Origin of the sequence: Chryseobacterium viscerum, assembly GCF_002899945.2 — a bacterium.
GTDB classification, from domain to species: domain Bacteria; phylum Bacteroidota; class Bacteroidia; order Flavobacteriales; family Weeksellaceae; genus Chryseobacterium; species Chryseobacterium viscerum.
The window spans coordinates 144,544-158,618 of the sequence record NZ_PPEG02000010.1 but is presented as its reverse complement, the minus strand read 5'-3'; the positions used below and the strand labels follow the sequence as shown (position 1 = coordinate 158,618).

The 14,075-nt window shown below is 36.7% G+C and carries 14 protein-coding genes; 8 read left to right on the top strand and 6 right to left on the bottom strand.

All coding sequences use genetic code 11. The features are described 5' to 3' along the window. Positions 1 to 28: 28 nt before the first annotated feature. The 8 genes from ccoS to C1634_RS21830 all read left to right on the top strand — a co-directional run bounded on the left by ccoS (position 29) and on the right by C1634_RS21830 (position 7,118). Positions 29 to 241, top strand: a complete 213-nt coding sequence (gene ccoS / locus C1634_RS21865; RefSeq protein WP_103232095.1) for a cbb3-type cytochrome oxidase assembly protein CcoS — start codon at positions 29 to 31, stop codon at positions 239 to 241. A 21-nt stretch (positions 242 to 262) separates the two neighbouring features. Next, positions 263 to 2,524: a cytochrome-c oxidase, cbb3-type subunit I gene (gene ccoN, locus C1634_RS21860; protein ID WP_103232096.1), complete on the top strand. Its 2,262-nt coding sequence runs from the start codon at positions 263 to 265 to the stop codon at positions 2,522 to 2,524. A 17-nt stretch (positions 2,525 to 2,541) separates the two neighbouring features. Beyond that, entirely contained in the window at positions 2,542 to 2,742 is a 201-nt protein-coding gene (locus C1634_RS21855; protein ID WP_103232097.1) for a cbb3-type cytochrome oxidase subunit 3, read from the top strand. Positions 2,743 to 2,751: 9 nt separating this feature from the next. Further along, positions 2,752 to 3,633 (top strand): cbb3-type cytochrome c oxidase N-terminal domain-containing protein, encoded by an 882-nt coding sequence (locus C1634_RS21850; protein WP_103232098.1) that lies wholly within the window; start codon positions 2,752 to 2,754, stop codon positions 3,631 to 3,633. A 95-nt stretch (positions 3,634 to 3,728) separates the two neighbouring features. Next, positions 3,729 to 5,183, top strand: a complete 1,455-nt coding sequence (ccoG, locus tag C1634_RS21845) for a cytochrome c oxidase accessory protein CcoG (RefSeq protein ID WP_109739125.1) — start codon at positions 3,729 to 3,731, stop codon at positions 5,181 to 5,183. Between the two features lie 10 nt (positions 5,184 to 5,193). Next, complete coding sequence (locus tag C1634_RS21840) at positions 5,194 to 5,646, top strand: FixH family protein (RefSeq protein WP_103234927.1); 453 nt, start codon at positions 5,194 to 5,196, stop codon at positions 5,644 to 5,646. After that, on the top strand, positions 5,637 to 6,362 hold the full coding sequence (locus tag C1634_RS21835) for a sulfite exporter TauE/SafE family protein (RefSeq protein ID WP_103234928.1): 726 nt from the start codon (positions 5,637 to 5,639) through the stop codon (positions 6,360 to 6,362). The genes C1634_RS21840 and C1634_RS21835 overlap by 10 nt, the downstream gene beginning before the upstream one ends. 18 nt (positions 6,363 to 6,380) lie before the next feature. Beyond that, positions 6,381 to 7,118, top strand: coding sequence for a hypothetical protein (locus tag C1634_RS21830; protein ID WP_109739124.1), 738 nt, complete (start codon positions 6,381 to 6,383; stop codon positions 7,116 to 7,118). Between the two features lie 54 nt (positions 7,119 to 7,172). Here C1634_RS21830 and serS read toward each other — a convergent pair whose 3' ends face one another. The 6 genes from serS to C1634_RS21800 all read right to left on the bottom strand — a co-directional run bounded on the left by serS (position 7,173) and on the right by C1634_RS21800 (position 14,015). Continuing rightward, entirely contained in the window at positions 7,173 to 8,441 is a 1,269-nt protein-coding gene (gene serS, locus C1634_RS21825; RefSeq protein WP_109739123.1) for a serine--tRNA ligase, read from the bottom strand. A 66-nt stretch (positions 8,442 to 8,507) separates the two neighbouring features. Then, the gene (locus tag C1634_RS21820) at positions 8,508 to 9,026 is read right to left on the bottom strand and encodes a hypothetical protein (RefSeq protein ID WP_103234930.1); all 519 of its coding nucleotides are present in this window, start codon (positions 9,024 to 9,026) and stop codon (positions 8,508 to 8,510) included. A 38-nt stretch (positions 9,027 to 9,064) separates the two neighbouring features. After that, positions 9,065 to 10,963 (bottom strand): asparagine synthase (glutamine-hydrolyzing), encoded by a 1,899-nt coding sequence (gene asnB, locus C1634_RS21815; RefSeq protein WP_109739122.1) that lies wholly within the window; start codon positions 10,961 to 10,963, stop codon positions 9,065 to 9,067. A 66-nt stretch (positions 10,964 to 11,029) separates the two neighbouring features. Beyond that, complete coding sequence (locus tag C1634_RS21810; RefSeq protein WP_103232358.1) at positions 11,030 to 12,283, bottom strand: oligosaccharide flippase family protein; 1,254 nt, start codon at positions 12,281 to 12,283, stop codon at positions 11,030 to 11,032. 10 nt (positions 12,284 to 12,293) lie between these two features. Then, positions 12,294 to 13,427: a glycosyltransferase gene (locus tag C1634_RS21805; RefSeq protein WP_103232357.1), complete on the bottom strand. Its 1,134-nt coding sequence runs from the start codon at positions 13,425 to 13,427 to the stop codon at positions 12,294 to 12,296. A gap of 99 nt (positions 13,428 to 13,526) precedes the next feature. After that, positions 13,527 to 14,015 carry a hypothetical protein gene (locus C1634_RS21800; protein ID WP_103232356.1) on the bottom strand — a complete coding sequence of 163 codons (489 nt, stop codon included), beginning with the start codon at positions 14,013 to 14,015 and terminating at the stop codon, positions 13,527 to 13,529. Positions 14,016 to 14,075: the final 60 nt, after the last annotated feature.

The window sequence follows — 14,075 nt, the reverse complement described above, 5'->3', positions numbered from 1 at the left end:
CCCGAAAATAGGTTAATTTTGTTGTCCAATGGATATTCTATATTTAATGATCCTCTGCAGTGTTTCTTTAGCTGCGATTTTCTTGGTCGTATTTATAGTGTATGCCCGAAAAGGACAGTTTGAAGATGATGAATCTCCAGCTGTCAGAATCCTTTTTGATGATGAAAGAGTCAAAGAAAATGATGAAAGTGGCGACAAAGATAAAGACGAGAAAGAAATAGGAGAAAATAATAAAAATTGAGAAAAATAGTGAATAGTTGATATGGAAACACAAAAGTTTAGTTATGACAATAGTATTGTCCGTGCGTTCCTTTATGCGACCTTAGTTTTCGGTCTCATTGGATTTACGTTCGGGCTTACGGCGGCATTAATGCTTTTCTACCCGGAATTACCTGAATTCTTTTTCGGGACAGATGACACGACCATCAAAAGTTTGGCATCGGGTAATATTGAGGGGTTAATAAACACTCATGGTGCATTTGGTTTTGGTAGAATCAGAATGTTGCACACCAACACAGTAATCTTTGCATTTGTTTGTAACATTGTTTACACGGGTATTTATTACTCATTACAGAGATTATTAAAAACAAGAATGTACAGTGATACATTGTCATGGTTACATTTCTGGACTTGGCAGTTTATGATCGTTGCTACGTTCGTTACATTCTTTATGGGGATCAATACCTCTAAGGAATATGCAGAACACGAGTGGCCGATCGACATATTGATCGCATTCTCATGGATCATTTTTGGTATCAATATGTTCCTGACTATTTCGAAGAGAAGAGTAAGACACCTTTATGTAGCAATATGGTTCTACATTGGTACCTGGATTGCAGTAGCAATGCTTCACATCTTCAACAACCTAGAAGTACCTTTATCTTTCACAGGCTGGAAATCTTATTCAGCGTATGCAGGGGTAAAAGATGCGATAGTACAGTGGTGGTACGGACACAATGCGGTAGCATTCGTATTGACAACTCCGGTACTTGGTTTAATGTATTACTTCCTTCCGAAGGCTGCAGACAGACCGGTATTCTCTTATAAACTGTCTATTATTCACTTCTGGTCATTAATTTTCGTATATATCTGGGCTGGTCCTCACCACCTTCAGTATACAGCTCTTCCAGCTTGGGCTCAGGCGGTAGGAACGGGGTTCTCTATCATGCTTATTGCACCATCTTGGGGAGGAATGTTAAATGGTCTTCTTACCTTAAGAGGAGCTTGGGATAAAGTAAGAGAAAATCCTATCCTTAAGTTCTTCGTAGTAGCCGTTACTTGTTATGGTATGGCAACGTTTGAAGGACCGCTTTTAGCAACTAAAAACATCAACAAAATTGGTCACTTTACAGACTGGGTTATCGGTCACGTACACTTAGGAGCTCTTGGATGGAATGGTTTCATGGCATTCGGGGTTATCTATTATTTGGTACCCATCATGTGGAGAACAAAACTTTGGTCTGTAAAATTAGCTAACTGGCATTTCTGGTTAGGTACTTTAGGAATTATCTTCTATGCAGTTCCAATGTATATTTCAGGATTTACACAAGGTTTAATGTGGAAGCAATTCAACCCAGACGGAACATTATTATGGAAAAACTGGTTGGATACTGTAACGGCAATTATTCCTTACTTCAAAATGAGATTCGTAGGAGGTTTATTCTATATCTCAGGATCTATCCTAATGATCGTTAACGTAATCGCTACGGTAAGAAAAGGATCATTCCAGAAAGAAGTTCCTGCTGAAGCTCCTGCATTAGCAAACATCAGTAAAAACAGAAAAGAAGGAGAAGGTACTCACCTTTGGCTGGAAAGAACTCCGGTATTATTAGGTATTTTATCTTTCTTCACTATATCTATCGGTAGTTCAATTGAAATCATCCCTACACTATCTCTTAAGAAAAGTGTACCTACGATTTCTGCAGTGAAGCCTTATTCACCCCTTGAACTTGAAGGTAGAGATATTTATATCCGTGAAGGATGTAACGCTTGTCACTCTCAAATGATCAGACCGTTCAGAGATGAGATCACAAGATTCAATGGTAAAAACGGACAATACTCCAAAGCTGGAGAATTTGTATACGACAGACCATTCCTATGGGGATCTAAGAGAACAGGTCCGGATTTACATAGAGAAGGTGGTAAAAACCCAAGTTCTTGGCATTACAAACACATGTATAACCCAAGATCTACTTCCGCAGGTTCTATTATGCCTCGTTACCCTTGGTTAATTGCTACAGACTTAGACAGAACTAAGATGGTAGACAAAATGAAGCTGATGAAGAATGTATTCGATGTACCTTATACTAAGGCTCAAATCGATTCTGCAGACAAATGGGCTAATAACCAGTCAGCAAAAATTGTAAAAGATATCTTCTCTGAAGCAAATGACCTTAAGCAGGCTTATGCAAAGAGACCTCAGGGAGAATTAGAGAAAAAAGAAATTGTAGCTCTTATCTCTTATCTTCAGAGACTAGGTACCGATATCAAAACAACGGAAATCAAAACAGCAAGTAATAACTAAAACATTAAAAGGTTCATATGATTCCTCAGAACTTTAAAGATATATTATCCAATACAGAAAACGCTGGCTTTTACCAGACGTTGGCTCTGATTTTCTTTATGCTGTTCTTCGTTGCTCTAGTAATCTATGTTTTTAGCAGGCCTAAAAAATATTACAAAGAGGAAGAAGAGGCACCACTTGGGGATGATGAGGATGACAATTTTAATTTAAAAAATTAAACTATTTTTATGAAACAAAGAACACCTGTTGTCGTAAACATCTTGATAATAATAGGACTTTTAATAGTTTTTTATTATTTGTTTGTACAAAGCTACGCGTTCCTAGCTTCGCCTTACTTCTGGGGAACAGTTGTGATCGCTGGTATCCTTGCCTATATCCATAGTGCTATTGGAGACCTTATTGAAAACAACAAATTCAAAAAATTATCTCCGGAAGAGAAAGCAGCTTACTTAGCTGAAAAGAAAGTTCCTTTCTTGAGAAGAATGTATGATGCCGCTTTCAAAAAGCAATCTGAAACTGAAGAAAAAGATATCCTTATTGACCACGGTTTCGATGGGATCATGGAGTTGGATAACCAATTACCAAAATGGTGGGTAGGTTTATTCTATTTTGGGACCGCTTTTTGTATTGTATATATCGCAGCATATTCTTTCACAGACTTCGCTCACCCGTTAAGCGAATATGAAAAAGAATATAAAGAGCAGTTGGCTAGTATTGAAGAATACCAAAAAACTCAGCCTCCTGTAACGATTGAAACAGCTAAGTATTCAGCTGATAATATTGCAGAAGGGAAAGAATTATTCAAAACAAACTGTGCATCTTGTCACAAAGAAGATGGTAGTGGAGGTATCGGACCAAACCTTACTGATAACTACTGGATCAACCAGCCTGAGAAAACGTTATTCAAAAACGTATTCCATATGGACTGGAATGGTTCTCCTACTAACCCTGCGATGAGAGCATTCGGTAAAAACGGAGAGGTTTCAGGTGCAGAGATTGAAAAGATTGCAGCATATGTATATCATATTAATCAGGAACAACCACCAATAACTCAAGCCCAGGGAGGAGCTGCTCCTCAAGGAACTGAAGCACATTGGGAAAAAGAATAATTTAAAAAATTAGAAAACATATGAAAAAAACATAATTTGTTATTAGATTAAAATAGTAACGAATTATGTTTTTTCTTTTTTAAAACCTATTACATATGTCAGACATAGAAGAAATAGAAGTACGCGGCGGACAGGGACAGGTTCTGGACCCTGAGACTTATAGAGATTCTATAGGGACAATGGAGCAATCCGGAAAGAGAAGATGGGTATTTCCAAGAAAACCTAAAGGAAAATACACCAACTATAGAAACATTGTAAGCTATCTCTTATTAATTATTTATTTTGCGTTACCGTTCATCAAGATCAATGGTAACCCGTTATTGTTATTCAATGTCATAGACAGGGAATTTTTCATTTTTGGACAGCCTTTCTATCCACAGGACTTTTTTATCCTTACTTTAGGTGCTATCGCCTCTTTAATCTTTATTATTGTTTTTACGATTGCGTTCGGAAGAATTTTCTGCGGGTGGATTTGCCCTCAGACAATTTTTATGGAATCGATTTTCCGTAAAATAGAATATCTGATTGAAGGTGACCGAAACAAGCAGATGAAGCTGGACAGACAGGAGTGGAATACGGAGAAAATCTGGAAGAGAAGTTTGAAATGGACTGTTTATGTCATCATTTCATTGATCATTACCCACTTCATGTTTATGTATATCGTAGGATATGAGCAGGTATTTAAAATCGTTGGTGAAGGGCCATTTGCCCATCCTACCAATTTCATCGTAATGATTCTTCTTGCTGCGGCATTCTACTTCGTATTTGCATGGTTCAGAGAACAGGTTTGTACGCTGGTATGTCCTTACGGAAGACTTCAGGGAGTACTGATTGACAAAGATACCATCAACGTTTTCTATGATTTCAAAAGAGGAGAAAACAGATCAAAATGGAGAAAAGGTGAAGACCGTAAAGCAGCTGGTAAAGGAGATTGTATCGACTGCCATCAGTGTGTAGTGGTATGCCCTACCGGAATTGACATCAGAGATGGACAGCAGTTGGAATGTATCAACTGTACAGCATGTATTGATGCCTGTGATGAAGTAATGGAAAAAGTAGGTCTTCCAAAAGGATTGGTTCGATATGCATCTGAAAACGAAATTGAGCAACAGACTCAGTTCAAGTTTACAGGAAGAATGAAAGGTTTTTCAATATTCCTTTTCCTTCTTGTAGGATTCTTGGGATATCTTCTTTACAGCCGTGGTGAGATGGAAGCAAAATTCATCAAACCGGCAGGAAGCACATTCTTTGTAAGAGATGGTAAAATTACCAATACCTATAATTATACTTTCCTTAATAAAACGAACGATAAAAAAATAGTTACCATCAAAGTAATGGATCCGGCACATGGTGAAATTACGTATAGTGCATCAAGCAAAATTCAGGTAGACAGAGATAAAATTTCAAAAGGGACAATCAATATCAGCTTCCCGGAAGATGAAATGAAACTGTCTAAACAGAATATCACGATTGGTGTTTATGATATGAAGGGTAAATTGATAGATTCATATCAGACTTATTTTGAAGGGCCATTTAAACTGCAATTTTAATTAGAAAAAAATGAAGAACTTTAGTTGGGGACACGGTGTTGTAATTGCATTATTTGCATTCATAGTTTTTATATTATCCATGCTGTTTCTTTTCCCGAACGGGCAGAAGAATTCTGAAATGGTAACCGATAACTATTACGAAGAAGAATTGAAGTATCAGGATGTGATTGACGCCAAGAAAAAGGCTGATGATTTACAGGAAAAACCAGTATACAGTCAGGATACCAAAGGAATTAAAATCACTTTTCCAAAAGAATATAACAACTCAAATACTACGGTAAAATTTGTTTTAAACAGAACCGACGACCAGAATTTAGATATTAAAAAATCTGTACAGCTTGACGCCAGCCAGTCTTTCATAATACCAGCACAGGTATTGAAAGTAGGAAACTACACATTAAGATTAAGTTGGACCAAAGATAAAACAGACTACAGAATGGATTATGATGTGATATGGAAATAGGACTTATTGTATCGGCTATTGCTTTAGGCTTTGCTTCCGGTTTTCACTGTATCGGAATGTGCGGACCTATTGCTTTATCGATGGGATTAACCAAAAAACAGGCTGCCAATTTTTATCTTCAGAACCTTACCTATCAATTCGGAAGAATTTTCACCTATTCATTATTGGGTGCCCTTCTGGGAATTATAGGACAAGGATTTGAAATGGCAGGCTTTCAGCAATACCTGACGATTACCGCGGGAGTTCTGCTGATTATCATGGCTGTATTTTCATTTGGAGGGAAAGATTTTGCTTCAAAAATTCCTTTTTTGTCTAAGTTTCTATACACTGTTAAATTAAACTTAGGCCGGTTGCTTCAGAAAGCAGATTACCGTTCAAGATTTACTACAGGAATTCTGAATGGCTTTTTACCATGTGGAATGGTCTATATGGCTCTTACCGCAAGTCTCGCAGGAGGAGGAATATGGCGGGGAGCCTTATATATGGCTTTATTTGGTCTTGGAACCCTTCCATTCATGTTTGCTATCGTTTTAGCCGGAAATCTCATGAATCAGGCCTTCAGGGTAAAGGTTTTGAAAGCAGTTCCGGTAATCATGATTATTTTAGGAGGGTTATTCATTCTTAGAGGTCTTGAACTGGGAATTCCTTATGTTTCTCCGAAGGCTGAAGCCATGACCATCATCAAAGATCCAAGCGGGGCTGTTAACTGCCATTAATTTGTATTTAAACAAACCATGAAGAAAACCATTGTCTTATTCCTGACAAGCCTTTTTATACTGCAGTCCTGTACTGTCAATTCTGAAATTGTTTATCACAAAGATGCCGCTTCTACTTCCGTAACAGATATTGATACAAGAGAGTTTATGGCGGAAATGATGGCCATGACACCAGACTCGTTAAAGCAGAAGGAATTTGGAGAAATGGACAGGCTTCCGACTACCTGGACAAGTATGTACGATCTTGCCAAGCAGGAAGGAAAATTAAAAACTGAAAATCAGGATTCCATCAAGATCATGAAAAAGATCTTCATGAAATCAACGAAAGAAGATAATAAGCTGGCAGGTTTTTCTTTTAAGATGGAACATTTTGCTCAGGAAGATTATCAGGCATTGAAAAGCTTTACAAAAACTGAAAAATTACCCCTAGATCAGAATATTTACAATAATTGGGATGGAAAAACATTAACCATCAATACCGAAAATTTTAACCTTAAAAGTATTGAAGAAGCCATCCGAACTAAAAGCTCAAAGGAAGAGACTGAGAAGATCGGAGGTATGATGATTATGTTTTTCAAAAAGATCGGGACCACAATAAGGTTTGAAAACCCAATACAATCAATTTCAGGAAAACATGACTGGCTGAAACAGATTGATGATCATTCGGTAAGAATAGAATATGATCTCAAAGCCATTTATGATAAAGATCCAAAACTTAAAAACGCTGATAAAAAGATTATTATCGTTACAAAATAAAGCAAAACCCACCGAAATTCGGTGGGTTTTTATTGTATGCTAAACTTTCTAAGCTTAGTTGATTACATCAAATCTTGCATATTCTGCAACCTTCTTAGGGAGCTTAATTCCGTCCGCTGTCTGGTTATTCTCAAGCAATGCTGCCATAATTCTTGGTAAAGCCATTGCTGATCCGTTCAGGGTGTGAACCAACTGAGATTTCCCATCTGCTTTGTAACGGCACTTTAATCTGTTTGCCTGGAACGTTTCAAAGTTAGACACAGAGCTTACTTCCAGCCACATCTCCTGAGCCGCACTCCAAACTTCGAAGTCATACGTCATGGCAGCAGCAAAACCTGTATCACCACCGCAAAGTCTTAATACTCTGAACGGAAGTTCAAGATCTGTAAGGATCTCTTTGATATGTTCTACCATTTCTTCCAAAACAGCATAAGAATTTTCTGGTTTTTCAATTCTTACAATCTCTACTTTTTCAAACTGGTGAAGACGGTTCAGTCCTCTTACGTGAGCTCCGTAGCTTCCCGCTTCTCTTCTGTAGCACTGAGAGAATGCTGTATTTTTGATCGGAAGATCTTTCTCATCAAGCAATACATCACGGTAAAGGTTCGTTACTGGAACTTCTGCCGTAGGAATCAGGTATAACTTATCTTCATTGATATAATACATCTGTCCTTCTTTATCTGGCAGCTGTCCGGTTCCGAAACCTGATGCTTCATTCACAACGTGAGGAGGATTCACTTCTGTATATCCTTTTTCTACGTTTTTATCTAAGAAATACTGAACCAAAGCTCTCTGCAATCTTGCTCCTTTTCCTAAATATACAGGAAAACCTGCTCCGGCAATTTTCACCCCTAATTCAAAATCGATCAGGTTGTATTTTTTGGCCAGTTCCCAGTGAGGAATAGCTCCTTCACCAAGACCCTCTACAGGATGAGACTGAAAAATATTTTCATTATCATCAGCAGAAACACCACTTTTCACCAATTCATTTGGAATGTTTGGAAGCTGGTACAGAATATTCAGTAAGTCATTTTCTTTAACTTCTAACTGGGATTTCAATTCTGAGCTCGACTCTTTGTATTGTGCTGTTTTAGATTTTGCAGACTCCGCTTCTTCTTTTTTCCCTTCTTTCATCAAAAGTCCAATTTCTTTCGAAATTTTATTGATTTCGGAAAGCTGGGAATCTAGTTCGAACTGGATTCTTTTTCTTTCGTCGTCGGCAGCGATAGCCTCGTCTACCAACTCAAGATTTTTGAATTGTCTTTTCTTAAGACCTTCTAAAACGCGTTCTTTATTGTCGCGCAAAAAATTGACTTGTAACATTTTATTTAGATGTTAAATATTAGATGTTTAGCTTATAATAAGCTAACAATTGTGCAAATTTAAAAATTATTTTGTGATAGTAACGGTATTTATCGAAGTTGGTGCATCAGCATTTTTTGAAAATACTTCTTTTCCTTCATACAATACCTTTGAAACCTGGAATGCTGTAGGGGTATTACGATACTGAACTTCCAGCAATCCTATCACATTATCACTTACATTAGTACTTTTTGTAAACGTAATCTGCATTCTGGAATAGTAAGAAGTTCCTGTCCCCGGATTGTCTGGACTGATAGAATCTAATCTTCTTCTCTTTGCCCCTGCAAGATATTCCATATAGAATAATGACTCGGGTGACGTTCTTAACGAAATACTTACCGGAGCAATATCTTTTGTTCCAAAAACATCGTTCACGGAAAACCCGGTGTAAGATCCTGGAAGTTTATTGTTCAGAAGATCCTGGCCGGCACTGTTTTTCATATAGATATTAAGTACCTGATCCACTCTCTGCAAAGAATCATCATCACTTTTACAACTTACCAGTGCAAAAAACGCAACAAATATGCCCCAAAAATATTTCATCATAATTACAAAGGTAAAATATTAATCTTTAGGCTGCTTCTTTATTTTTCAAAATATTTCTGATACCACAACTCAAAAGTGACGAGCTGCCAGATTTTCACCCAATCATATTCGTGTTCCTGATGATTCCACCATTCATCAATCATGGCTGCGTTGAAAAAGGTTCTCTTCTTTAAGCTTTCAAGGGTTTCAACAATAAAGTCCCTTACTTTTTTCTCGTTTTTAATGAAATAATTGACCGGAAATGAAAATCCTTTTTTGGGCATATTCAAAACTGAGTCGGGAAGATATTTTTCTGCCGTTTTACGCAGCAATGGTTTATTCTGTATTCCATTAAACCTGATATGTTCAGGTAAGGCTGCCACATAATCGATCAGATTATTGCTTAAATACGGATAACGAAACTCTACACTGTATTTCATCGCACTCAGGTCATCCCGGAAGACGTGATGGGAAGACAGGGAATATTTCATATCATATTCAAAATATCCTGAATACCCTTTTATTTCCAGACCATGGTAACGGGATAAATCAGTATTAATAGTATTGTAAATGGCAGGTGTTATAAGGTTTTTAACTTCAAGAGGCATCATACTGATCTGGCTCTGACGGAAAAAATCAAATAGATAATCCTGACTGAAATAATTTTTAACCCGTTGTGAAAATTTATCTTTCGTAAAAATAAAAGGTTTTATAAAATTAAAATTCTTCATCAGCAGCCATCTTTTAAGTTTCAAAGTATGAGAATAGCCTGCAAAAAGTTCATCAGCGCCATTTCCGCTTAATACCACTTTAAAATCTTTATCGTGTGCATATTTTGCGGCATTGATCAACACTTCAAAACTGCTGTACGGTTCTTCAAAATGCTGGATATTTTCTTTAAGCTGTTCCAGTGCTTCTTCATCACTTACCTCTTTTACCTCATGCGAAACTCCAAAATGTTCAGCAGCCAAAGATGCATTTTTCACTTCTTCTTCAGAAAACGGATAAGAGATCGTGTATGTTTTGACATTGGCATTAAAAGGTTTTGATTTTGAAGCAATTAAGGTAGAATCTATTCCACCACTCATCATCACTGCTACAGGAACATCTGCATACAATTGTTCTGATATACTTTCAGAAAGCAGTTCATCTACTTTTCTTACAGCTTCCTCTTCAGAAATATTTTCAGAAGATGGTGAAGGCAGTTTCCAGAATTTCTCTTTGGTGATTTTCTGATCTTTTAAATCAATGGTCATAAAAGAAGCAGGTTCAAGGGACAAAATATCCTGAAAGCAGGTTTGTGGAGCCAGCGTGGTTTGAAAAAGAAAATTGGTATAGACTCCATTCCAATTGATTTCAGGCTTTACAAATTCATTTTTTAATAAGGCTTTTATTTCTGATGCCCAAACCAATCCTTTTTCACTTTGATGGTAAAATAGGGGCTTCATCCCTACTCTGTCTCTTGCCAGCAAAAGTTTGTGACTGATCAGATCAACAATACAGAGGGAAAACATGCCATCTAGCTTTGCAAAAGTTGAATTTCCCCATTCCTGATAAGCTTTTAAAATGACTTCGGTATCGGAATGACTTCGAAAAGAATGTCCTGCAGCCTCAAGTTCTTTTCTTAATTTTTTAAAATTATAAATCTCTCCGTTGAAAGTAACAATGATCTTTTCATCTTCCGAGAGCATGGGCTGATGGCCTTTTTCAGACAGATCAATAATGGATAACCTGCGGAAACCTAAGGCAATTTCTGAATTTCTGTCCTGTAAAAGTGGAAATTGTTCTTTAATTTTTAGGGTAGAATCATTTCCTGAAAAAGAAGTTGCCTGGTCATGATCATAAAGCCAAAATCCTTCATCATCCGGTCCGCGATGTCTGATCGCCTGATTCATTTCCAGAATATTTTTTGAGGAAATACTTTTATGAAATGAATAATAACCGCTGATTCCGCACATAGTAAAGTCTTAATAGATTTGTAAAAATAGGGAAATGACTTTATTTTCTGTACCAAAAGAGAGTAATTATTTCTTCAGAAATTTTTCTTTTAAAAGCTGTATTTCTTCTTTTGAAACCAGATAATCTTTTAAACTGAATGTTGTAGCGCCATAAAACTTTCGGAACAGCAGGAAAGCGGAAACCAAATAAGAGGATGTAGTGGCAATACAAGCGCCTAAAATTCCCCATCTGGGTATCGCAATGAAAGAAAATACAACGGTAACGATCAGACCAACTATTGATTTTACATTCAGAATTTTCAACTCTCTCATTCCCGAGAAGTAATGTCCTACCATATCACTTACGGCAATGGCAAAGATTCCGGGAGATAAAAGGAGCATGATTTCTTTGGTATTTCTGAATTCTTTTCCAAAAATCATCTCATAAACCTGTGAAGGTATGATTATGATTCCCAGTACAAAACCTATCATTAAAATAAACGTCAGCTTCAGGGATTCTTTGGTTTTCACGACAGATTCTTCTCTGCTTTTGCTGTTCACCACATCTGAGTATAAAACAACAGCAATACTTCGCGTGATCGTCCAAATAGCTTCTGAAAATGTAACCCCAATTGAAAAGATTCCTACACTGGCAATGCCTTCAAAATATTCTAAAAAATAAAATGAGAGCCTGTAATTCAGAAATTGAACAAAAGCACTCAGCTGGGTTTTCCAACCATATTCAAACATGTTTTTGGCAACATCTTTAGAGAATGAAATTTCTGAAATCTTACATTTTTTAATGATCTGCAGGAAGCTGGTCAATGATAAAAGTGCCAGACATCCGATCTGTGCAAGAAAATATACGGAAACATCTTTCTTTCCGAACACATATACCAATGTTCCGATAAAAATAATATGGACAAGTTGTTGTAAAACAGTATACACATTAAACTGCCTAATATCCTGTTTTCCAATAAACAAGCTAATATTAGTAGACAAAAGGGATGAAAAAACTGAGATCCCGATAAGATAAAAAACATATTCACTCTGAATGGAGGCCACACTGAATAAAAACGGCACAAAAAGTCCAATCAGGATAGACCATAGATAGGCATACAATAAAACTTTTTCTATTTTAAACCTTGAAGCAAAATAAGAAGCGCTGCTTCCTGAAAAAATACTACTGAAAAAGCTTACTGCTGCAGCATTGGCAACCACAATAGAAATGGTTCCTTTCCCCTCACTTCCCCACATATTCGTAGAATAGATCACCAGACCAAAACTGAGGATCAGTATAAGAAAACGTGAGACAAAAGTTTTAATAATAGTAAACTGCATGGTGATGTGATTATTTATCAATAGAACTTTTCACAAAATCAACAAAGGAGTTTCTGATCACTTCCCAATTATATTTTTCGTTAAATTCTTTTCGCGCATTGACAGCATGTGAATAATACAATTCCGGATTCCTGATATAATGAATGATAATTTCTGAAATAGATTCAGCATTCTGCGGATCTACCAGAGTACCAAAGGAAAGATTTCCCATATGCTTCCGGATTCCTTTCAAGTTTGAATAGATCACTGGTTTTCCTGCCCCCATAAAGTAAAAAAGCTTGATTGGCAGTGAATGATTGTTCTCAAAATTGATCTCCCGAAGGTCAAAACATACATCTGCTTCTGCCAATGCTTCTGTAAATTTTTCAAAAGTAGTGGGCTTTCTGATCTCAATATGTTCAAAAGAATACTTTTTCAATAGTGTTGAAAAGTAGAGTTCATCACTTTCCTGTACCGTCGATCCTATAATAAGAATCTTTATACAAAGTTCCTGATATTTCTGACGAACTTTATCTGCTGCTTTAAAGAAATTATCAATTCCCTTATCCTTAGAAATCTGACCTGTGTAACAGAGTGTAATGGTTTCAGGATCGAGCCTTTTTACACTTTCCCTGATGTAAACAGTATCAGGATAATAAGGTAGAATTATTTGCCTTTTAAATCCAAAAAGATAGGCTAAGGGGAATTTTTTGGTGGTTTCTCCAAAAATAAAATGCGTACTTAAAAGTCCTGCATACAACTGAATAAGGGAAAACTTAACAGTCTGGAAAATTTTAGCCGGATATCGGTATCCATCAAGCATAGACATGGAGGGATACCACTCTGTAACATCATAGATACAGCTTACTTTATGTTTTTTTACAAACTTCTTTGCGGCTATTACTGCTAAAGGTTCGGAACAAATGATGCATTCTGGCTGAAAGGCATCACAGACTTTTCGCAAGGTTTCTATCTTCTTTTCTATACTTTCTTCCAGAACTGCATACGACTCTATTTCAATACCATCAATATGGCCTTTGTACTCTGCATATAAGCTGCATATTTTTACTTCATACCCTTTATCTCTAAGAGCTTTCGCCTGATGATAGAAGATGCGATCATCATTATAGTTGTGGGAGGTCGTTAAAAAAAGTACTTTAGGCATCCGTTTTACTCGAGTCTATGCAAAGATACATTATAAAACAAAAAAGTGGGAAACAGGTTCCCACTTTATATTTGATCAGCTGTATCAGCTTAACATCGTTTATTTTATAGAAGCCGCCCAGCTCTTCTCCAATGGAAGAAGGAAGTGGCTCAAAAAGTCCAGATACGTATTTTTGGAGAAATCAAAAACCTGGATATCGTTTGAAAGGTCACCATTTCTCAACTTCGTTTTAAAATCGATCAGTTTTAAAGTTTTCACTTCTCCATTTTCAACAAAGCTTGCCTTCATTCTGTCAAAAAGACCCAATTGATATTCTTCATCAATTTCTCTCATGATCTTTCCTAATGCATCAATGCTGCATCCTGAAGCCATTTCTTTTTCTTCATCTACACAAACCACTATAAACTGATTCTTTTCAATTTTAAATGAAGAAGAAAGCGGTTTTCCATGGGCAGCCCAAGTCGCAAGGAAATCAAATAGTTTTTCAGTAATAGTCTTTGCTTCTTTCGTTTCAAAAGGTCTTGAAGCCGGGTATATAATAACTCTGTAGTCGTTGGTTTCTACAATGCTAGATTCTTCGATTTTCATAATGTAACAATTTATTTTTCAAGGCACTGTGCAATCACTCTTCAATTCGGTTCATAGAAC

Bases quoted from the DNA above. Each gene is read 5' to 3' on its own strand.
- ccoS (WP_103232095.1), top strand. From the start codon at position 29: ATGGATATTCTATATTTAATGATCCTCTGCAGTGTTTCTTTAGCTGCG.
- ccoN (WP_103232096.1), top strand. From the start codon at position 263: ATGGAAACACAAAAGTTTAGTTATGACAATAGTATTGTCCGTGCGTTC.
- C1634_RS21855 (WP_103232097.1), top strand. From the start codon at position 2,542: ATGATTCCTCAGAACTTTAAAGATATATTATCCAATACAGAAAACGCT.
- C1634_RS21850 (WP_103232098.1), top strand. From the start codon at position 2,752: ATGAAACAAAGAACACCTGTTGTCGTAAACATCTTGATAATAATAGGA.
- ccoG (WP_109739125.1), top strand. From the start codon at position 3,729: ATGTCAGACATAGAAGAAATAGAAGTACGCGGCGGACAGGGACAGGTT.
- C1634_RS21840 (WP_103234927.1), top strand. From the start codon at position 5,194: ATGAAGAACTTTAGTTGGGGACACGGTGTTGTAATTGCATTATTTGCA.
- C1634_RS21835 (WP_103234928.1), top strand. From the start codon at position 5,637: ATGGAAATAGGACTTATTGTATCGGCTATTGCTTTAGGCTTTGCTTCC.
- C1634_RS21830 (WP_109739124.1), top strand. From the start codon at position 6,381: ATGAAGAAAACCATTGTCTTATTCCTGACAAGCCTTTTTATACTGCAG.
- serS (WP_109739123.1), bottom strand. From the start codon at position 8,441: ATGTTACAAGTCAATTTTTTGCGCGACAATAAAGAACGCGTTTTAGAA.
- C1634_RS21820 (WP_103234930.1), bottom strand. From the start codon at position 9,026: ATGATGAAATATTTTTGGGGCATATTTGTTGCGTTTTTTGCACTGGTA.
- asnB (WP_109739122.1), bottom strand. From the start codon at position 10,963: ATGTGCGGAATCAGCGGTTATTATTCATTTCATAAAAGTATTTCCTCA.
- C1634_RS21810 (WP_103232358.1), bottom strand. From the start codon at position 12,283: ATGCAGTTTACTATTATTAAAACTTTTGTCTCACGTTTTCTTATACTG.
- C1634_RS21805 (WP_103232357.1), bottom strand. From the start codon at position 13,427: ATGCCTAAAGTACTTTTTTTAACGACCTCCCACAACTATAATGATGAT.
- C1634_RS21800 (WP_103232356.1), bottom strand. From the start codon at position 14,015: ATGAAAATCGAAGAATCTAGCATTGTAGAAACCAACGACTACAGAGTT.